Source organism: Streptomyces sp. NPDC058653 (assembly GCF_042716895.1).
Lineage (GTDB): Bacteria > Actinomycetota > Actinomycetes > Streptomycetales > Streptomycetaceae > Streptomyces.
This window is the reverse complement of the sequence record NZ_JBHXRM010000001.1, coordinates 300,564-319,731: the sequence shown is the minus strand read 5'-3', so window position 1 is coordinate 319,731 and position 19,168 is coordinate 300,564. Positions and strand designations below refer to the sequence as shown.

The following is a 19,168-nucleotide window of genomic DNA, read 5'->3' as shown; positions in this document are numbered from 1 at the left end:
ATTATGTGCGAAGTGGACGGTAGCAGCGTGATCCTTTCAGGGAAGGGTCGGACACGCGAGCGGACAGCGGACAGCGACCTCCTCCGGCCCGAGCGGCCGGCTCTGGCGGACGAGCCAGAATGGCCCATACGCGCCCGAGCCGACCCGACCGAACACGCGGAAGTCGCCGCCGCTCACTGGGCGTCACCCGCGCGGACCGACAAGAAAGTCAGACGGACGGTCAAGATCCACCGTCACAGGACAATCGCGGTCCGTGGCGACACGTCAGTGGCTCTGGAGCAAGGCTTAACGAACGGCCGGGGACGCCAGGTCAAAGCCGCCGTGGTCGCGCATACGGTAGTTGTCCCCCTCGACGCTGATGATCTCGGAATGGTGGACGAGGCGGTCGATCACGGCCGAGGCCACCGCCGTGTCGCTGAAGACGAGGTCCCAGTCGCTCAGAGGCTTGTCGCTCGTGACGATCAGCGAGCCGCGCTCGTAGCGGTGCGCGACGAGGCAGAAGAAGAGCTGCGCCTCTTCGGCCTGAAGGGGGAAGTAGCCCAGCGCGTCGACGATCAGCAGCGGGTACCGGTCCAGCCGGACCAGTTCCTCGGTCAGGCGGCCCGCGACCTTGGCCTCGGCGAGCCGGGCGACCCATTCCGCGACGGTGCCGAACCGTACCTGGTGGCCGGCCTGGCACGCGCGCGTGCCGAAGGCGACCGCGAGGTGGGTCTTGCCGGTGCCGGGTGGGCCGAGGAGGACCACGTTCTCCTTGGCGGTGATGAAGTGCAGCTTGCCGAGCATCGCCACGGCCTCCCGGTCAAGTGCCCGGGGGTACTCGTAATCGAAGTTCTCCAGCGCCTTGGGCGCGGGGAAGCCCGCGGCGCGGACGCGGGCTTCGGCACCCGAACCTCCGCTGGCCGAAGCCGACGTCGCCGCGGGGACGGAAAGTGCCGCCCGCCCCGATGACATGGCATCGTCGTGCCACCCGGTGGACGGCTTCGGGATCAGCCGCAGGCTGTCCTCTCCGTGACTGTCCCCATGGCCACCGCCCCCATGACCGCTCTTCCGCGACTCCAGCATGGGACCCGACATATAGGCCAGAATCCCGGCGGACAGGATGAAGGCCATGTGGATCGTGGTCCCCCACAGCAGCGCGTGCCGGGAAGTGTGGTGCACGTCCACGAACATCTGGAGCAGATGGACGGACGAAATGCCCACAATGGCGGTGGCGAGCTTGACCTTGAGCACGTTCGAGTTGACGTGCGAGAGCCATTCCGGCTGATCGCGATGGCCCTGGAGGTTGATGCGCGAGACGAAGGTCTCGTAGCCGCCGACGATCGTCATAATCAGCAGATTGGCGATCATCACGACGTCGACGAGTTTGAGGACCGCGAGCATGACATACGTCTCGTCGGCATGACCGTTGATGACATGAACGATTAATTTCCACAGCTCGTTGAAGAACTTGTAGACATAGACTCCCTGTGCGGCGACCAGGCCGAAATAGAGCGGGGCCTGGAGCCAGCGGGTGGCGAAGAGGGCGTATCCGAGTGCGGCGGGCGCGAAACTCGCGGCTTCCCTCCCCGGGTTCGGAGCCGGGGATGAAAAGCTGTGGTCGTGGGCGGGCGCGACATGACTGGGCAACGACATCTCCAACGACTGCGACGACGGGAGGCTCCATCATTCTTACGGCACCCCGCCAAAAATTCGAATTCGATGCACTCGTTGGGATGAATAGAATTTCATTAGGACAAGAGACAGTTCGCGCGGTCGCGCCTCCCGCACACTGTTTTCAGCAGAATCAACGGGCGCCCTGGGCAAAGGAAATGGGTCCGCGTTGCCCCATGGGTGAGGGTCAGCCCGCATGTGAAAAAGCGGCCCTGACAGCCGCCAACACCGCGCCCGGCTGACCCTGCCCACTCCCGCGCCAGGTGGCCCTCCGGGCGCCGAACCGCTCAACGGCCTTGGGAGCGCACCAACTCGGAGTCGCTCGGTGAACGAGGTCAGACAGCGGCGTCAGGAGGACGGTGGTGCCGGCTGCGCCGGGGGCGGAGGCTTCGACTGCTGGCTCGTGGGCGCTGGGCGCTGGCTGTTGGTGGCCTTCTTCACTCCGGAGTAGTCCCGCTTCCTGCGACGTACCGTGCCGGGTTTCTCGTTGCTCGCCGGGGTTTCGGGGGCCGGTTCGGGAGTTTCCCGCATTCGAACTCCTCGTCACGTGGGTAGGTGCGTTGATGTCATTGAAGCGCATCCGCGCCTCTGTCCGGCTGGGAACAGAAAGCGGTCCATGCTGCCGTCCACGATCCTCGGTCTCATCCTGCTCATCGTCGTGCTGCTGCCGGGGGCGGCCCATATCAAGGTCCGGCAGCTCCGGTGGCCCGAGCGGGACGTCTCCCCTCTCTGGGAGACGATCAGGCTGATCACCATCAGCGTCGTCGCCGATGCCCTGGCGCTGGCGGCCTTCGGTCTGTGCCGCGTCTGCGCGCCGGGCTCGACCCCGGATGTGGGCGCCCTGGTCCGCGAGCCGGGTGCGTACACCCGCTCCCACTACGTCTCCCTGCTCTGGTGGTCGCTGGCGCTGCTCCTGGCCGCCGTCTGCGGAGCGGCGTGGTGCGGCACGGAATGCGCCGCAAGGCTGGCCGCGCGGCTGCCGGTCGTCGGACGGTACGTGCCCAAGGAGGAGCACCCGTCCCGGGTCTCCGCCTGGTGGCAGGCGTTCAACGAGTGGCCCGAGGCCCGCGTGCAGGTCGGCTGTCTGCTGGAGGACGGCGCGTACTGGTCGGGATGGCTGCGCTCGTACTCGAATCGGGTCTCGGACGACGCCGAGCGTGAACTCGTCCTGGGCGGGCCCCTCTTCTACCGTCCACCGGGCGCGGCCGTGGAGACCGAACTGTCCGACACCGGTGCGGTGATCCTGAGCGCCCGCCGGATCACCGCGATCACCGTCACCTATGTGATGCCTCCCACGCCCGCGCCGACGCTCCCTAGCCCAAGCCCGAACCCAAGCCCTAGCCCGAGCCCCTCCCCATCCCCGTCATCGCCCACGTCGCCGTGACAGGGACGGATCAGCACCCGTGGAAGGAGAGGACGGCCCAGTAGAAGACGCTGGCCTCCTGCCGGGCCGTCGCCCAGGGACCGGACTCCTCTCCCGGCTTTGGGGCGAAATCCGCGTCCGCGAGCCCCGGGTACGCCGCGTTCTTCTCCGCGTTGGTCGAGTCCCGTACCCAGATCTGAGCCTTCCTCAGCGCCTGCTCCGGCTCCATCCCCTCCCGCAGCCAGTGGGCGTAGAACCGGTCGGTGATCAGCGCGCAGACCCAGTTGTCCGAGTCCCAGCCGGTCGCCATCACCCCGGCGTAACCGCCTTGCAGGAAGGCCGAGGGCATCCCCGCGGCCTCGTCGAGCACCGTCTGGTCCAGCGCCCCGGTACGGCAGGCCGGCAGGAGCGCCATGCGTACGTCCCTCGGCGTGAGTCCCAGCACGTCCCGCACGGTCAGCAGCCGCTCCCGTGCCATGACGAGCCCTCCGTCGAGCGGCGCGCCGTCCACCACCGTGCCGTGACAGGCGAAGTGCTGGACCGCAGCCCCCGGGAGCGCCGCGAGCACCGCCTCGCGGGTGGCTTCCGGGCCGCTCAGGGACGCTCCCGTCCCCTTGCGGAAATGCTCCCGGGCCCGGCGTACCTGCCACTGCGCGGAGGGCAGTGGACCGTAGGACGGCACCGGCTCCGGCTCCCGCACCGTCAGCAGGGTGTCGGGCCGGCCGGTCCGGGAGCGGATGGTGTGGGCGACGCCGAGGGCCCGCACGTTGGCCTGGTAACTGACGGCCAGGTCGTCGATCACGTACCGGTGGCCGGTCGGAGCGGTGGGGTCCGGACGGCGGGCCGCGTGCAGCGGGAGCAGTCCCAGCTCGCCCACCGCTGTCAACGACACCTTGGCCACTCCGCGAAGGCGGCGCAGGACGGGCGCCATCACGTCGGTCCACAGCCGGTCGGCCACGGCGTCGCACTTCTTCTCGCACTGCTCGTCGTCCGGCGTGTCCAGTGCGTCCTGCCAGGCCGCCACCAGCCCGTCCCGCACCGAGGCCGTGAGCGAGGGCAGGGGGATCCGGAGGGGTCGCGCGTTCCGGGTCGCGGGCAGCGAGAGCGCCACACCGCCGCGGTCGGTCGCCAGGAGGTAGACGACGTGCGTGCCCGACTCCCGTACGGTCGTGGCCAGTTCGCCGTACGAGGGTGGTGGCAGGAAGCTTTCGAGCCCCGTCGAGTCGCGGATCTCCGCGACCACGGCGTCGAACCGGTCGCGTACCCGCGCGGCCCGCGTCGCCTCCGCCCCCGTGCCGCCGGACCAGTCGGTGAGAAGCTCCGCGTCGGTGCGCGCCACCTCGGCGGCGGCTGCGCGGAACGCGTCGGCGAGATCGGCACGGCCCGTCTGCCCGAGCCGGTCCAGGTCGGCGGCGCGTCGTTCCAGGGCCTCGGTGAGCATCAGCGCCCGGCCCGACTCGACGGCGACGACGGCCCGGCCCAGCATCCCGGACTCGGCAAAGGCGTAGGCTGCGCGGGCGCCCATCCCTTCGGCGAGGGACAGGATCGATGTCTTGTCACCGCGCGTGACCTGGACCCGGCTGAGGTGGTGCAGCGCGCTCAGTCCGTGACGGTACGCCTCGGCCGCCTCCAGCAGCGCCCCACGGCGCCACGCCCAGTCGCCCCAGGCCCGCGCCGTACTGTGCTCGACGGCCGGGCTGAACTCCCCCGCCGCGTCGCACGCCTGCCTCGCCGCCTCCGTGGCCCGTGCCTCGTCGTCCGGCGCACCGCTGATCTCGGCCTTGGCCAGCCGCACCTGGAACAACTGCGCGAGCAACCCGGGGCGGTTGGCGCTGCCGGCCGGTAACAGCCCCCTCAGTTCGACGAGTTGGACGGTGGCGGCCTCCAGGCCGGCGGGATCGCGGCGCAGCGCCGCGAGGGCGTACCGGCACTCCGCCTGGGTGACGCCCGCGAGCAGGGCTTCACGTTCGTTGAAGCTCCCGCCGACGAGTGCCTCCGTGATCGCGTCGAGTGCCTTCCGGAACAGCGGCTCGGCGGACTGCGGTCGCAGGCGCCCGAGTTCCAGCAGGCAATGGGCCGACATACGCTGGGCGTTCGCGCGCAGGGATCCGCCGCCGCCCGCGCGGTCGGTCGCCTCGGAAGCCAGGGCCAACGCGTCGTACAGATCCTGCGACGCCGGCTCACCGGCACCACCGCGCTTCTGGTAGCGGCGGAAGAGAGCGAAACTCCGGTTCAGCAGGTAGGCGGGATCGGTCGACGCCTCCCCGTCGTCCCGGAGGACGTCGACGGCCTCGTCACCGGCTTGCAGACGGCCGTCGCGGTGCAGGCGAATCTCCGCGAGCACGGCCTCCACGCTCCTCATATGGTCGCCGATGAGGCCGTGCAGGGGGCCGCGGTCGGCCGACTGCCGTCGGATCGACTCCTCCGCCTCGGCCAACGCGGCGGTGTCGCCGGTGCGCTGATGGCGCACGAAGGCCATCTGCGACCGCACATGGGTCAGTACGGCGGCGAGGCCGGGGACGGAGGCACCCTCGCCCGACACGTCCAGCTTCTCGACGAGCTCGTGAGCCTCCGTCAGGTGCTCGTCGACGGATGTGCCCACGCGGGTGACCCAGCTCATGAGCGCGTTGAGCAGGTTGGACCGGGCCACCAGCCGGAGTTGGCCGTCGCCGGACGCCTCCAGCAGCGATCCGGCGTCACGGCACCGCTGGATCGCTCGCGCCAGCGACTCGGCGCCGGAGGAGGCTTCCCATTCGGCGTAGTCCAGCGCGGCCAACTGGAGGAGGGCTCGGGCACGGTCCTCGTCGCCGGCTCCCGGGCGTCGGTGGACGCGCTCCAACCGCTCGCGCTCCGACTCCCCGCCCTGTACGGCCGCCGGGCCGGAGCCCGGTCCCGAAGGACTCGGAAGGTAGGACCTGAACACGCTGATGTTGTGCTCGAGGGCTTCGACCGTCTCGGCGGCGTGGCGGCCTTGGGCGCTGCCGCCCAGGCGGGCGGCCTCGGCGGTGGCGATGTCCCGGGCCTCGGTCAAGTGGGCTATGGCTTGGAGGAGTTGCTCCGGCTGATCCGGCCGCGCGTTGCAGCGGTACGAGCAGTAGAGGCTCGTGGCCAGGTTCCCCAGGGCCGGTATGCGATGCTCGGGGCGCCGTCCGGCCGCCGCGAGCGCCGCCCTGTCCTCCCGTACGGCCGCGTCGACCTGATCGCACGGCATGTTCTCGTCTCGCGGCTCACGCCGCGGTCTGCCCAGGTGCATTCTCCACGCCCTCATGCCGGGTCCCGGTTCCGCTCCCGGCCCGCGCGGGGCCGGATCACCGGAACAACCACCCCGAAGCCGTCGCCCCGTCGGCGGCGGACCACTCAGGACTGATCAGCATGGCCTTCGAAACGAGGCCGCGCCATCCCGAACAGCCTTTCGGGACGACGAACATCCCTGACGCGGGGGCTGTTGCAACTGCCGCACGTTTACGCCCCGCGCGGCGCGGAGCGTCCCGCGAGGCCCGCCGGGCCGCCCAACTCCTCCTCGATTCGTACCAGTTGGCGGTGCGTCGTTGTGCGGTCGGAGCGGGAGAGCGAGCCGGTCTCGATCTGCCCGCAGCCGGTCGCCACTGCCGCATCCGCGAGGGAGGTGTCCTCCGTCCCGCCGGTGTGCCGACGCGGAGCGCCACCCTTCTGGAACGGCTCGCCATACGCCGGACGGTCGTTGCGAGACGATCGGTGGCGTGGGTGATGGGGGGCCGTGGGCGATCGGCGGCGCCCTCGGCCGGTACGACTACGCGGTCGGTACGACTACGCGGCCGGCTGCGGTACGTCGGTCACGCCGCCGCGATTCGCGACGTCCCGGGCGCGTTCGTCGGTGCGCTCGCGGGGCCGACCGCCGAGAGTGGTGCTCCCGCCGACCCACACCCGCCGGCATCGGCACCCGTATGGCCCCGCCGATTACCGCGCGGCCCCGACCCCGCCCGCGAACGGGACCGAGACGCCGCCCGGATCCTCCGTCGTGCCCGCCGCTCCCGCCTCGGGGTGGCGCCACAGACCGTCGGCGGCCAGCAGCGGCAGCACACCCTCGCCGAACCAGTACGCCTCCTCGACATGCGGGTGCCCGGAGAGGATGAACTCGTCGATACCGAGCCGGTGGTACTCGGTGATGCGTTCCGCGACCTCGGTGTGGCTGCCGACCAGTGCCGTTCCGGCGCCGCCGCGGACCAGACCGATGCCGGCCCAGAGGTTGGGCGAGATCTCCAGGCCGTCGTCACTTCCGCCGTGCAGCGCGAGCATCCGCCGCTGGCCCTCCGACTCGCTGCGGGCGAGCCCGGCCTGCACGGCCCGTACGGCCTCGGGCGAGAACCCCGCCAGCAGCCGCCGGGTCTCGGCCCAGGCCGCGTCCGCGGTGTCCCGCGCGATGACGTGCAGCCGGATGCCGAAGCGCACCGTACGCCCCTGGGCCTCGGCCAGCCGCCTGATCCACGCGATCTTCTCGGCGACCTGCGCGGGCGGTTCGCCCCAGGTCAGATAGACGTCGCTGTGCCGGGCCGCGACCTCTCCCGCGGCGGGCGAGGAGCCGCCGAAGTACACCTCGGGCACGGGATCGGGCACCCGGGTCAGCCTGGCGTCCTCGACCCGCAGGTGCTCGCCCTCGAACTCCACCGACCTGCCCTGCCACAACTCCCGCACGATGTGCAGGAATTCGCCGGTACGGGCGTACCTGGCGTCCTTGTCGAGGAAGTCCCCGTACGCTCGCTGTTCGTGGCTCTCGCCGCCGGTCACCACGTTGAGCAGCAGTCTGCCGCCGGTGTGGCGCTGGTACGTGGCGGCCATCTGGGCGGCCAGGGTCGGTACGACGAAACCGGGGCGGAAGGCCACCAGGAACTTCAGCCGTTCGGTCTCGCGGGCGAGCATGGCGGTGGTCAGCCAGGCGTCCTCGCACCAGGCCCCGGTGGGCGTCAGGGCGCCGACGAACCCCAACTGCTCTGCGGCCCGCGCGATTTGGGTCAGATAGCCGAGGGTGGCCGGCCGCCGGCCCCCGGCGGCGCCGACGGGAACGCCGTGCCCGCCGCCGACGACATCGCGGCTGTCCCCGTAGGTGGGGAGGAACCAGTGAAAGGTGAGGCTCATCGGTCTCGGTCTCCGATCGATCGGCGGGTCGGCGGGTCGGCGGGGGTTGAGCGGGAGGCCGCGGAAGTACGCGGGTGGGAGAGTGGGCCCGGCTCAGAGGAGGCCATGGCGCGGCGGCCGGGTGCCGTTCAGGACGTAGCGCCCGATGTGCTGGACCTTCCAGCGGGCCGGGTCGTGCAGGGTGTGGGTGCGGGCGTCGCGCCAGTGCCGGTGCAGATTGAGGGCGTCCAGCGCGGAGCGGGTGCCGGACACCTCGAAGACGGCGCTGCCCGTGTCGACCGCGACACCCGCAGCGAACGCCCGTACAGCGGCCACCGCCACCGACGCCTCGGCCGCGCTGTCGTCGGTGAGGTCGGTGGACGCCGCGTCGACCGACCGTCCGGCGTCCGACAACAGGGCCTGTGCCGCGCGCAGTTGAATTGACAGTTCGCCGAACCGCTGGATGAGCAGGGGGTCCTGGTCGGCCCGGTCGAAGCCGCTCTCGAACCAGGGCCGGCTCTTCGTCCGTACGAACTCGACCGCCTCCGCGAGCGCGCCGCCCGCGATTCCGACATCGATCGCCGCGTGCAGCAACTGCGCGACCGCGCCGTGCAGTTGGGGTCCCTCGAAGGTGAGATGGTGCGGCAGCACCCGGTCGGCGGGCACCGCGACCGCGTCGAGCCGGACCGTACCGCTGGCGGTGGTGCGCTGCCCCATGCCGTCCCAGTCGTCCACCACCGTCACCCCGGCGGCGTCGCGCGGTACGAACGCGACATGCAGGTCGTCGTTCGAGGCGCGGGCCAGCACGGGGATCCAGTCGGCGAACAGGGCGCCGGTCGCGTAGTGCTTGAGACCGTCGAGCCGGTACGAGCCGTCGGGGAGCGGTTCCAGGCGGGTGCGGATGTCCTGGACGGTCCGGGTGCCCGCCTCCGACTGGGCGTTGCCGAACCGGCGTCCCGCGAGCAATTCGCCGAAGAAGAACTTCCGCTGCTCCTCGGTGCCCTGCCTGCGCACCACGTTGACGTACGCGAAGTGGCTCTGCGGGATCTGCGCGAGGCTGGGATCGGCGGTCGCCAGCAGCCGGAAGATCTCGGCGAGCGTCTCGGCGCGTACGTCCGCGCCGCCGTAAGCGGCCGGGACGGTGACGGCCAGCAGCCCGCTGGCCGTGATCCGGTCGAGTTCCGCGCGCGGCAGCGTACGGGACGCGTCCCGCCCGGCGGCGCCGGCCCGGAACTCCTCGGCGAGAGCGGCGGCGGTGCGCAGGGCCTCCGCGTCGTCGGCGATCACATGGGAGGTAGCGGTCACAGCGTCTCCAGAGAAGAGAGGGCGGTCAGGACGGGGGGCGGGCGGTCAGGCGGGGGCGGTCGGACAGCGGGAGCGGGGGGATCAGCTCGCCGCGCGGAGCAGTACGTCGCTCCCGAGGGCGGTGGCGAACTGCGCGAGTACCTGGTCGAGAGCCGCAGCCGTGCTCTCCTCGATCTCCGTCGACCCGTCCTGAGCGGCCACTATGTGCCGGTCCAGGACGAACCATCCGGGAACGACGTGCGTCGCCCCCATCGCCGAGAGCACCGGGCGGAGCGCGTAGTCGATGGCCAGGACGTGCGCGACCGAGCCGCCGGTGGCCAGCGGCAGTACGACCTTGTCGGCCAGCGCGTACTGCGGCAGCAGGTCGAGCAGTGACTTCAGCAGCCCGGAGTACGCGGCCTTGTAGACCGGGGTGCCGATGACGACGCCGTCCGCGCGCGCGAACAGCTCGGTGGCGCGCTTGATGTCGGGGTGGCCGAAGTCGGCGCCAAGCAGGGCCTCGGCGGAGAGGGTACGGACGTCGAGCGGGACGACCTGGTGGCCCTGGGCGATCAGCGCCGCGTCGAGATGCCGCAGCAGCCGGGCGGTGCGAGACGTCGGGGACGGACTCCCCGAGACGGACAGAACGGTGGCCATGAGAGCTCGCTTCCGTGGTCGGGCGGACGGCGGACGGCCGTGGTCAGGACTGGCGGTGAGGGGACGCGGCGCGGCCCGACGTCCCCTCGGACGGGGGTGGTTCGGCCGCCGGCTCCCGTACGAGGGCCCCGACCCGCTTGCCGACGGACTCGACACCACGCACGGAGAGGAGAAGAGACACGGCCCATCACGGACTCGGAAAGGGGCGGCCGGCGCCTGACGGCCGGTGTGGAGGGGCGGTACGCGCTGCCTATCGCCGGGTACGGAGCGGTCCGGGGCTACCGGTGCCCGGAACTCCGGGAAATGCCGAACTGGCGTGCCACGCGGGGACGTTGCCCCTCAGGCCACGCGACAACAGAAGGCACTGCAGACACGGGCGAGGTCGATATGACGTCGCCGTGTCAGGATCCGTTGCGCCGGGACCGGCGCCGACTGGGAATGGCCCACGTCATCGAGGGTACGCATGCCCGGCCGTCGGGTCGAGACGGCGTTCACGAGGGACTGGTAGGGTTTCCCTTTCAGTCAGCAGGCATGAGGCCCTCGTGCGGATCGAACAGCTCACTTACATGGAGGCGGTCACCCGCCTGGGGTCGCTGCGCCGCGCGGCCGAGGAACTGCACATCTCGCAGCCCGCGTTGAGCGAGACCGTCCGCAATCTGGAGCGCGAGCTGGGCGTGGTCCTGCTGGACCGCAAACGCTCCGGGGCCAAGATCAGCGAGGACGGCAGGGCGCTGCTGCCGCACATCATCGGTGTCCTGGACGCCGTCGACCGGCTGCGGCGGGCCGCGGACCACCAGCACCACACCACCCGGATGGTCAGGCTCGGCACGGTCAACGCGGCCACCGTGCCGCTGCTGGTGCCGGCAGTACGGGAATTCCGTGAGGCGCAGCCCGGCACCCAGGTCGAGGTGGTCGGCACACAGCAGGACGACATCCACCGGGCGCTCCTGGAGGGCAGTCTGGATCTCGGCCTGGTGAACTATCTGGCCGGCGACGACCGCCCGCCGGACCTGGAGACGACCGAACTGCTGCGCTGCCGCGCGGTGGTGTGCCTGCACCCGGACAGTCCGCTGGCGGCGATGGATACGGTCCGGGTCGCCGATCTGCTCACCGAACCACTGATCGTGATGCGCTCGGGCTATGTGATGCACCGTTATGTCCACCGTCTGCTCCGTGGCCGGCCACCCTCCTTCTCGTACTCCACGGACGGCGCCGAGATGGGCAAACTGATGGTCGCGGAGGGGCTGGGCTCCACGGTGCTGCCCGCCTTCAGCGTGCTCGGCGACCCCTTGGAGCGGCAGGGCGCTCTCACCTGCCGCCCACTGGCGGACGACGACACGGAGGTCCTGATGGTGATCCAGCGCCGCCCGTCCTCCTCGATGCCCCGAGCGGTCCGTACGCTCCACGACATCTTCGTCACCCGCGCGGCCTCCCACCCGGACGCGGTACGGGGCCCGGCGGCGACCGGCCCCGCGTCGGAGGCGTCGGGGCCACGGGGCTGAAGCACCCGGTCCCGCTCCCCGGCGCGCGCGTACGACCCGGGGGCCGGTAGCCGCCCCGTACCGCCCCTCAGTGGGCGGTCGGACGGTGGCCGAGGGCGGGGGCAAGGCCGGTGGCGATATCCGTGAGGATCTGGACGTAGTCCTCGTGCTCGAAGGTGAACGGCAGCGCGAAGGCGACCTCGTCGATCTCCTGGAACGCGGCGTGCGCGTGGAGCCGTTCGGCGATCTCCGTGGACGGGCCGACGAGGTCGGGCGCGAACATCAGCCGGGCCGGGCCCTGGGGCGTTTCGGTGCGGGGCAGGCGCGTACGGGCGTACTCCTCGTACTTGGCGCGCTGCGCCGCCGTCGCGTTGTCGGTCGGGATCACGACCAGGCCCTGCGAGACCCGGGCCCGGTCGCCGTCGGGATGGTGCGCACGGAAGGCGCGTACGTGGGAGAGCTGGATCGCGGCGAAGTCCCGTCCCGCGTCGGGCCCTTCGCCGTCCTCCGCCTTCACCACGCTGCTGGTGAGGAAGTTCATGCCGTTCTCCCCGGCCCACCGCGCGGACCGCAGGCTCGCGCCGCCGTACCACATACGGCGTCCCAGACCGGCCGCCTGGGGCTGTACGCGGTCCGAGAAGACCTCGAAGCCCTCGACTCCCGCCGATCGGGTGGCCGGTTCACCGCGGACATGGTCCAGCAGCCGCCGTACCCGCTCGTAGCCGAAGTCCTCCGCGTCGGCGGTGTCGGGGTAGAGCGCCCCTTTCACCTGGTCGTAGTGCATGGGAGGGCCGACGCTGACTCCGGGGTTGAGCCGGCCTCCGGACAGGATGTCGACGGTCGCGAGGTCCTCGGCGAGCCGCAGCGGATTCTCCCAGCCGAGGGGGATGACGGCGGTGCCGAGCTCGATACGGCTGGTGCGCTGCGAGGCGGCGGCCAGGACCGCGACGGGTGAGGAGATGCCGTACTGGAGATGCCGGTGCCGTACCCACGCGCTGTCGAACCCGAGCCGTTCCCCCAACTCGATTATCTCCAGGGTCGACTCGTGCCCGCGGCGGGGGTCCGCCGGGTCGAACAGGCCGATCGTCAGGAAGCCCAGCTTCCGCAACGGCTCCGAGGTCAGTGGCACGGGGCGGCTCCTCCGTCGTCTGCGGCGCACCCCGCCGACCGGCGGGGTACCAAGGTCCGGGCGCGTGTCGCGCCGTCGGAGAAACCCCGCGGCTCCCCCAGCCATTCCACGGGGAGCCCGCCGACCGGTAAGGACATCACCGCCGGTAAGGAGATCACCGTCGCAGAAGCCGTTGTTCCTTCGCCGGATCCAGCCCGATGGGCCGGTAGCTCGGGAAGGGCGTCCGCCGTCCTTCCGCGCTCAGCATCCAGCCCCAGGTGTCCACCACCGTCTCCTCGACGGGGCGGCAGCGGAGCCCCGTTTCGTACGCCCTGGTCACGTCCCCCCGGAAGATGGCGTCGTGGTACGCCCCCGGCGGCAGCCAGATCGGCAGCTCCGCGTCCGGCGTGACGCCCACCGCGGCGAGGTCGTCCGGATCGATCCAGCGCAGTCGGGCCCGGTTCCCGGTCGCCTCGACACAGGCGTCCAGGAGCCGGCCCATGGTGGCGTGGCCGTACCGGCTCGCCGTGTTGTACGGGCCGCTGAGCCCGCGTTCGACCGCGTCGAGGATCCAGGCGGCCAAGTCGCGGACGTCGATGTACTGCACGCGCGTGTTCTCGGGACCGGGGGCCGGGACGTCACCGCCCCGGGCAGTGCGGGACAGCCACCACAGCAGTCGTCCGACGTTCTCACGGGGGCCCAGAATGATGCCGGGCCGTGGCAGCAGCGCCCGGTCGCCGAAGGCATCGATCGCCGCCAGTTCCCCGCCGCGCTTGGCTCGCGCGTGGTCGACCTCACCGTCGTCGGGGGAGGCGTCGATCACGGGCTCGTCCTCGTCCGCCCCTGCCGCGACCGGCATGGCGTACACCGCGCGTGTGGAGACATAGATGTAACGCCGGACCCGTCCGGCGAGCAGCCTCGCCACATCACGGACCGCGGAGGGCGGGCCGTACCAGGTGTCCACCGCCGCGTCCCACTCACCTGTCCGCAGCACCGCGCGCCCCTCCTCGGTGGTGCGGTCGCCGTGCAGTACGGCCACACCGGGAGGCGGATCGCTCAGGCCCCGGTGGTACACGGTGACCTGCCAGCCCCTCGAAAGAGCGTCGGCCGCGAGCGCCGGTCCCACGAAGTCCGTACCACCCAGTAGAAGAAGTTGCACGATCGCACTATATGGACCCGAAAGTCCCTTTCCCGCGCAAAACCACCGGGGTGGCTCGGAGGCGGCGACCGTCGAAGCCGGAGGCTTAACGGCGACTGTCCGCGGCACGCGTGCTGCCGGGCGGCGGGTGGATCGCCGCCCGGCACCGCCGCCGCGGTGATGGCGGGGCTGGCGACCACGACCGGAATCGCCGTGGCCGTCATCATCACGTCGCCGCGGTCGCCGCCCTGACGGGGGCCGATCGCGCTGAGCCGGGCCCGCGTCAGGCCCTCCTCCCGGGCGGGTGGGAACGCGGGGCCCCGCCGCTCGTACGTGCGGTTCGAGCCGACCGGGAGGCCCCCTCGCCGTGGCCGGGGCGCCGGGGTGCCGTCCCGGAACGGACCGGCCGGCTCACCCCTCCGCGAGGGACGCCCTGGCGAGAATCGTGTCCGTGTCGATGCCCGTCGGGAGCGTCCCGTAGACATGACCCCAGCTACCGCCCAGACGGCTGGCGACGAACGCCTCGGCCACGAAGGGATCACCGTGCCGCAGCAGTTGGGCGGCCTGAAGGAGCAGGGCGGCGCGCTCGACGAGGGCGCGCGCCCGGTATTCGAGACCCTCGGTGTCGAAAAGATCCTTGGCCAGCTGGGTGGCCCGGTCGTCGAAGCGGGTGTCGGCGCCCTTTGCACGGTCCAGTTCCGCGAAGAAGGCATCCACGGTCTCCGGCTCGCGCCGCAGCGCGCGCAGCGCGTCGAGCGCCGCCACATTGCCCGAGCCCTCCCAGATCGAGACGAGCGGAGCCTCGCGATAGAGCCGGGGCATACCGGACTCCTCGATATAACCATTGCCGCCGAGGCACTCCATTGCCTCCGCGGTGTGCGCGGACCAGCGTTTGCACAGCCAGTACTTGGTGACCGCGAGTGCGAAGCGGCGGAAGGCGCGCTCCTCCTCGTCACCGCGGGCGGCCCGGTCGACGGCACCGGCCAGCCGCAGCGCGACAGCGGTGGCCGCCTCGGACTCCAGCGCGAGGTCGGCCAGCACGTTGACCATGGCCGGCTTACGGATCAGCCGGTCGCCGAACGCCGCGCGGTGGGTGGTGTGGTGCAGCGCCTGTGCGGTGCCCGTTCGCATTCCGCCGGCGGCCCACAGCAAGCAGTCGAGGCGGGTCATGTTGACCATCTCGATGATGGTGGGCACGCCGCGGCCCTCCTCGCCCACCAACTGGCCGAGGGCGCCCTCGTACTCGATCTCGGCCGAGGCGTTGGACCGGTTGCCCAGCTTGTCCTTCAGCCGCTGGAGCAAGATCGCGTTGCGGGTGCCGTCCGGCAGCACCCTCGGCACCAGGAAGCAGGACAGCCCTCCCGGCGCCTGCGCCAGGGTGAGGAAGAAGTCGGACATCGGAGCGGACGTGAACCACTTGTGCCCGGTGAGGCGGTACCGACCGTCCCTCTGGAGCGTGGCGGTGGTCGTGTTGGCCCGGAGGTCGGAGCCGCCCTGTTTCTCGGTCATCGACATCCCGGCGATCAGGGCCGTCTTCTTCTCCGGGGGGCGCAGGCCCGGATCGTAGGAGGAGGTGGTCAGCAGCGGCTCGTAGGAAGTGGACAGCGCGGGATCGGTCCGCAGCGCGGGGACGACCGCGTACACCATCGCGACGGGGCAGAGGTGGCCGAAGTCCGTCGCGCTCCACGCCATCATCTTGGCGGCCCGTGCCACGTGGGCCCCCGGCCGGTCCGACGTCCAGGCGGTGCCGCCGAGGCCCGCCCCGAAGGCGACGCTCATGAGCTGGTGGTAGGACGCGTCGTACTCGACCTCGTCGATACGGAAGCCGTACCGGTCGTGGGTACGCAGCACCGGCGTGTGCTCGTTCGCGATCCGGCTCCACGTCTGGGCCCGCTCGCCTCCGGCGCGTACGCCGAGGTCACGGACCTCCTGCTCGGCCCAGCCCGCGCCTTCACGCCGCAGGCCCTCCACCAGCGCGGGAAAGGTCGACAGGTCGCGGCCGACGACGGGTGGGACCTGGTTGGTGACCTCGTGGGTGAGCGGCATGGGGATACCTCCAGGTGATCGGGAGAGCCAGGTGGAGCCGGTCCTGCGCGGACCGCCCATCTGATGGGTCGCGCATCGATGATCTATGCACCACCATCCATTCGGAGTATTCAATTATCCGTGGTATACATTCCATGCTTGTGCTGTCAACTTTCACGACTTGTCAGACATCCCCCGGTTCGGTGCCCACGTGGCGGCCGTACGGACGGGCCCCCGCCCCCCGCACCGCCGGGTCTCTCTCCGTAGAAGGACGGCTGCCGGTAGTCGCACCGAATGTGGGACAAGATGCCGGCGCCCCATAAGAAAGGCGCGTACGTGTCATTTTCCTGGGATCCAGAGGTTCTCGCAGCGGCGGCCGAACTCTTCGGCGGGCCGGTGGAAATCGCCGCGGCGCCCGTCGGGGACGTGGCGACGCGCAGGGCCGTCGTGGACACCGTCCACGCACAGCTCGACGTGGCCCAGCCAGTACCTGACGATGTGACGATCAGGGATTTCGAGACCACCGCGGGCGACGGCACGAAGCTGCTGTTGCGCTGGTACGCCAAGGAAGGGGCCCGGCCCGGCTCCGCGGTGCTCTTCCTGCACGGCAGCGGCATGATCGCCAGCGGTGTGGCCCTGTACGACGGAACGGTCTCCCGCTTCGTGTCATCGAGCGGGGTTCCGTTCCTGTCCGTCGAGTACCGGCTCGCTCCGGAGCATCCGCACCCCACGCCTGTCGAGGACGCCTACGCGGGGCTCGTCTGGCTCGCGGAGCACGCGGAGGAGCTCGGTGTCGACCCGGCCCGTCTCGCGGTCATGGGGGACAGCGGCGGTGGCGGGGTGGCCGCGGGACTGGCTCTGCTGGCACGTGACCGGAGCGGCCCGCCGATAGCCCGCCAGATCCTGCTCTACCCGATGCTCGACGACCGCACCACCAGCCCCGACCCGGCTCTCGCCGGGCTCGTCACCTGGTCCTACGAGGACAACATCACCGGATGGCAGGCTCTGCTCGGAGATGCCCGCGGTGGCCCCGACGTGTCGCCCTACGCCGCGCCGGCGCGGATGCGCGATGCCGCGGGCATGCCTTCGCTCTACATGGAGGCCCTCGAACTGGACATCTTCCGGGACGAAGACATCGACTACGCGCGGCGGACCGCCGCCGCCGGCGTCCCTGCCGAACTGCACGTCCACCCCTCCGTGCCGCACGCCTTCGAAACCATCGCCTTCGACAGCGCGGTGGCCCGGCGCATGAAGGCCGACCGCGTCCGGGTACTGCGGGCGCTGTAACCGCCTCGGCGGGTGGGAGGTCACCCTCCCACCCGCCGTCGGCTCCACCATGGCGTCCGCCGGAACGCATTCGTCAGAACGGGTAGGGACCGGATCGGCCCCACGCGATGACAACCGCGAGGGCGAGGAAGACCACGTTGACGGCGGCGTTCGCCTTCTCGTTCTCGCGTATGTGGGCCAGAGCCGCGCCGATCATGAGCAGTCCGAGACCGGTGGCCGCCAGAGGCGTGAGTACGGTCGCGATGCCGACGGCTCCGGGAACCACCAGGCCGATGGCCGCCAGCATCTCCAGCACGGAGATTCCCTTGATCTGACGAGCCGTGTAGTGGGTGACCCAGCCCATCGAAGCCGCGAGCGCTTCGTACGGCCGTGCCACTTTCACGGCGCCGGCGCCGAACATGATCAGCGCCAGCAGGGTCTGCAGAACCCAGAGGAAGACGTTCACGACATGGAGTCCTTACGTGCCGGGAAGCAGGGAGTACGGCCTCATCGGTGACAGGCGCCAAGGTCGTGAGGCGCGCTGTTCGGCCTGAGGCACGGCGTTCGGCTCTTGCCGACCGCTCGCACGACGAGGCGCACGCCGGCCCGTCTCGGCGGGCCGGCGTGCGCGTAGCGGCGGTCCGGCAGGTCACACGGATCGCAAGTCCGCCTCGCGGAGCGGCCGGAGAGCGGTGGTCCAGGCGACGAGTTCGTCGAGCATCTTGGTCAGCGACGCGTTCTGCATCTCCGACGGCGTCAAGCGGCTGAACCCCTCGAAGTCGTGGAACATCGACAGGGCGACATTGGTCTTGACGTCGGCCAACATCAATTCACCGGCGACCAGCCGCAGGTGTTCCACGGCGCGCACTCCCCCGGCGACGCCGTACGAGACGAAGCCGACCGCCTTGTTGTTCCACTCCGCGTAGAGGTAGTCGATGGCGTTCTTCAGCACTCCGGAGGTGGAGTGGTTGTACTCGGGCGTCACGATCACGAAGCCGTCGTAGGAGCCGATGACCTCGGCCCACTCCTTGGTATGGGCGTTCTGGTACTGCCCGCTCATCGCCGACATGGGCTCGTCGAGGTGGGGCAGCGGGTGCTCGGCCAGATCGATCAGCTCGTAGGTCGCGTCCGCGCGCTGGACGGCCTGGGCGTGTACCCAGTGGGCCACCTGCTCGCTGTTACGGCCGGGCCGGGTGCTGCCGATGATGATACCGATGCGGGTCATGTCGTTCCTCTGTCGATAAATAGCTGAGTGGATATACGCCCCGAGGGGGGTGGCGACCGGGCGGGGTCGCGTATGTGGCCGGGGCCTGGCCACGGGTGGCGTGAGTCCGCTTGATGCACGGATCCGCGCAGCCGTCACATAGAAGGTGACCTAGAAGCAATAGTAGGTGCTACACAATTGATTGGTCAAACAAGTGCCATGTGTGCCCCGCGTGGCGGTACGAGCCGTCCGAGCGGCCCCGCGAAGCGGGTCGTGACGCGCTTCCCACGGGAAGCCGCCGACCGCGAGGCGGGGTGGGCCACTCAGCGGCTGTCAGCGGCCGGCGCTCCGTCGCCGTTCGGCATGAGATGCGCCTGGGACCAGATCAGCAGCTCCCGCAGCGCGGGCTCGATGGCCTTGCCGGACTCGGTGAGGCAGTAGGTCACGCGCAGCGGCGGACCGGCGTCCACCTCGCGCAGGACGAGTCCCGCCGTCGCCAGTTCCGTCAGGCGATCGGAGAGCATCCGTTCACTGATGCCGGGGACGGCCCGGCGAAGTTCGGCGTAGTGGGCCGGCTGCTTGGTGAGCGCGGCGACGATCAGTCCGGTCCAGCGCTTCCCGAGCAGACCGAAGACCCGGGTCATGCCGTCGTCGGCCTGCCGGCAGGCATCGCGCGCGTCGGGATCACTCCCGCATGTCATGAGGATTCACCACGATTCCGTTACGTGTGACGATCCGCGATGCCGGGCGCCACGGTCAGCCGCCGGGGGGCGGCGACCGTCAGGTACCGTCATGGTCGTCAGGGAGTAGTGAGTGACTTATCGGCTGCACAGCACTCATTCGTCACTTGCTAGAGCCTAGGGACCGTACCATCGCGATGCCGAGCAGGCATTGGACGATG

Annotated in this window: 16 protein-coding genes and 1 pseudogene; 4 read left to right on the top strand and 13 right to left on the bottom strand. The window is 70.7% G+C overall.

The features are described 5' to 3' along the window. Positions 1-285: 285 nt before the first annotated feature. Complete coding sequence (gene istB / locus ACFWU9_RS01390) at positions 286-1,626, bottom strand: IS21-like element helper ATPase IstB (protein ID WP_384313688.1); 1,341 nt, start codon at positions 1,624-1,626, stop codon at positions 286-288. A 349-nt stretch (positions 1,627-1,975) separates the two neighbouring features. Here istB and ACFWU9_RS01385 point away from each other — a divergent pair, with 349 nt between their 5' ends. After that, on the top strand, positions 1,976-2,101 hold the full coding sequence (locus tag ACFWU9_RS01385; protein ID WP_384313687.1) for a hypothetical protein: 126 nt from the start codon (positions 1,976-1,978) through the stop codon (positions 2,099-2,101). A 165-nt stretch (positions 2,102-2,266) separates the two neighbouring features. Beyond that, positions 2,267-3,034 carry a DUF6338 family protein gene (locus tag ACFWU9_RS01380; RefSeq protein ID WP_384313685.1) on the top strand — a complete coding sequence of 256 codons (768 nt, stop codon included), beginning with the start codon at positions 2,267-2,269 and terminating at the stop codon, positions 3,032-3,034. 10 nt (positions 3,035-3,044) lie between these two features. On the opposite strand, the gene ACFWU9_RS01375 is transcribed toward ACFWU9_RS01380, so the two are convergent. The 6 genes and pseudogenes from ACFWU9_RS01375 to ACFWU9_RS01350 all read right to left on the bottom strand — a co-directional run bounded on the left by ACFWU9_RS01375 (position 3,045) and on the right by ACFWU9_RS01350 (position 10,510). Further along, positions 3,045-6,224 carry a CHAT domain-containing protein gene (locus ACFWU9_RS01375; RefSeq protein WP_384313684.1) on the bottom strand — a complete coding sequence of 1,060 codons (3,180 nt, stop codon included), beginning with the start codon at positions 6,222-6,224 and terminating at the stop codon, positions 3,045-3,047. A gap of 251 nt (positions 6,225-6,475) precedes the next feature. Next, positions 6,476-6,658: pseudogene (eno, locus tag ACFWU9_RS01370) on the bottom strand (phosphopyruvate hydratase); the annotation flags it as partial. A 291-nt stretch (positions 6,659-6,949) separates the two neighbouring features. Next, positions 6,950-8,125 (bottom strand): LLM class flavin-dependent oxidoreductase, encoded by a 1,176-nt coding sequence (locus ACFWU9_RS01365; protein ID WP_384313682.1) that lies wholly within the window; start codon positions 8,123-8,125, stop codon positions 6,950-6,952. Between the two features lie 93 nt (positions 8,126-8,218). Continuing rightward, positions 8,219-9,409, bottom strand: a complete 1,191-nt coding sequence (locus ACFWU9_RS01360) for an SfnB family sulfur acquisition oxidoreductase (RefSeq protein ID WP_384313680.1) — start codon at positions 9,407-9,409, stop codon at positions 8,219-8,221. 81 nt (positions 9,410-9,490) lie between these two features. Next, positions 9,491-10,045, bottom strand: a complete 555-nt coding sequence (ssuE, locus tag ACFWU9_RS01355) for an NADPH-dependent FMN reductase (protein ID WP_384313678.1) — start codon at positions 10,043-10,045, stop codon at positions 9,491-9,493. Positions 10,046-10,384: 339 nt separating this feature from the next. Continuing rightward, a complete protein-coding gene (locus tag ACFWU9_RS01350; RefSeq protein WP_384313803.1) occupies positions 10,385-10,510 on the bottom strand; it encodes a putative leader peptide in 126 nt (41 codons plus the stop codon). A 77-nt stretch (positions 10,511-10,587) separates the two neighbouring features. Between ACFWU9_RS01350 and ACFWU9_RS01345 the strand changes: the two genes are divergently transcribed. Next, a complete protein-coding gene (locus ACFWU9_RS01345; protein ID WP_384313676.1) occupies positions 10,588-11,547 on the top strand; it encodes a LysR family transcriptional regulator in 960 nt (319 codons plus the stop codon). Between the two features lie 67 nt (positions 11,548-11,614). On the opposite strand, the gene ACFWU9_RS01340 is transcribed toward ACFWU9_RS01345, so the two are convergent. The 3 genes from ACFWU9_RS01340 to ACFWU9_RS01330 all read right to left on the bottom strand — a co-directional run bounded on the left by ACFWU9_RS01340 (position 11,615) and on the right by ACFWU9_RS01330 (position 15,818). Further along, positions 11,615-12,655 (bottom strand): LLM class flavin-dependent oxidoreductase, encoded by a 1,041-nt coding sequence (locus tag ACFWU9_RS01340; protein ID WP_384313674.1) that lies wholly within the window; start codon positions 12,653-12,655, stop codon positions 11,615-11,617. Between the two features lie 154 nt (positions 12,656-12,809). After that, positions 12,810-13,793, bottom strand: coding sequence for an NAD-dependent epimerase/dehydratase family protein (locus ACFWU9_RS01335; RefSeq protein ID WP_384313672.1), 984 nt, complete (start codon positions 13,791-13,793; stop codon positions 12,810-12,812). Positions 13,794-14,183: 390 nt separating this feature from the next. After that, positions 14,184-15,818 (bottom strand): acyl-CoA dehydrogenase family protein, encoded by a 1,635-nt coding sequence (locus tag ACFWU9_RS01330; protein ID WP_384313670.1) that lies wholly within the window; start codon positions 15,816-15,818, stop codon positions 14,184-14,186. A gap of 315 nt (positions 15,819-16,133) precedes the next feature. Between ACFWU9_RS01330 and ACFWU9_RS01325 the strand changes: the two genes are divergently transcribed. Next, a complete protein-coding gene (locus tag ACFWU9_RS01325; protein ID WP_384313668.1) occupies positions 16,134-17,084 on the top strand; it encodes an alpha/beta hydrolase in 951 nt (316 codons plus the stop codon). A 73-nt stretch (positions 17,085-17,157) separates the two neighbouring features. Here ACFWU9_RS01325 and ACFWU9_RS01320 read toward each other — a convergent pair whose 3' ends face one another. The 3 genes from ACFWU9_RS01320 to ACFWU9_RS01310 form a co-directional block, all read right to left on the bottom strand. Further along, entirely contained in the window at positions 17,158-17,529 is a 372-nt protein-coding gene (locus ACFWU9_RS01320; RefSeq protein ID WP_384313666.1) for a DoxX family protein, read from the bottom strand. Positions 17,530-17,712: 183 nt separating this feature from the next. Next, positions 17,713-18,288 (bottom strand): NADPH-dependent FMN reductase, encoded by a 576-nt coding sequence (locus ACFWU9_RS01315; protein ID WP_384313664.1) that lies wholly within the window; start codon positions 18,286-18,288, stop codon positions 17,713-17,715. A gap of 302 nt (positions 18,289-18,590) precedes the next feature. Then, positions 18,591-18,968, bottom strand: a complete 378-nt coding sequence (locus ACFWU9_RS01310; RefSeq protein ID WP_384313662.1) for a winged helix-turn-helix transcriptional regulator — start codon at positions 18,966-18,968, stop codon at positions 18,591-18,593. Positions 18,969-19,168: the final 200 nt, after the last annotated feature.

Coding starts and splice junctions, on each gene's coding strand:
- ACFWU9_RS01375 (WP_384313684.1), bottom strand. CDS start 6,224: ATGCCGTGCGATCAGGTCGACGCGGCCGTACGGGAGGACAGGGCGGCG.
- ACFWU9_RS01330 (WP_384313670.1), bottom strand. CDS start 15,818: ATGCCGCTCACCCACGAGGTCACCAACCAGGTCCCACCCGTCGTCGGC.
- ACFWU9_RS01350 (WP_384313803.1), bottom strand. CDS start 10,510: ATGCGTACCCTCGATGACGTGGGCCATTCCCAGTCGGCGCCGGTCCCG.
- ACFWU9_RS01310 (WP_384313662.1), bottom strand. CDS start 18,968: ATGACATGCGGGAGTGATCCCGACGCGCGCGATGCCTGCCGGCAGGCC.
- ACFWU9_RS01380 (WP_384313685.1), top strand. CDS start 2,267: ATGCTGCCGTCCACGATCCTCGGTCTCATCCTGCTCATCGTCGTGCTG.
- ACFWU9_RS01365 (WP_384313682.1), bottom strand. CDS start 8,125: ATGAGCCTCACCTTTCACTGGTTCCTCCCCACCTACGGGGACAGCCGC.
- ssuE (WP_384313678.1), bottom strand. CDS start 10,045: ATGGCCACCGTTCTGTCCGTCTCGGGGAGTCCGTCCCCGACGTCTCGC.
- ACFWU9_RS01315 (WP_384313664.1), bottom strand. CDS start 18,288: ATGACCCGCATCGGTATCATCATCGGCAGCACCCGGCCCGGCCGTAAC.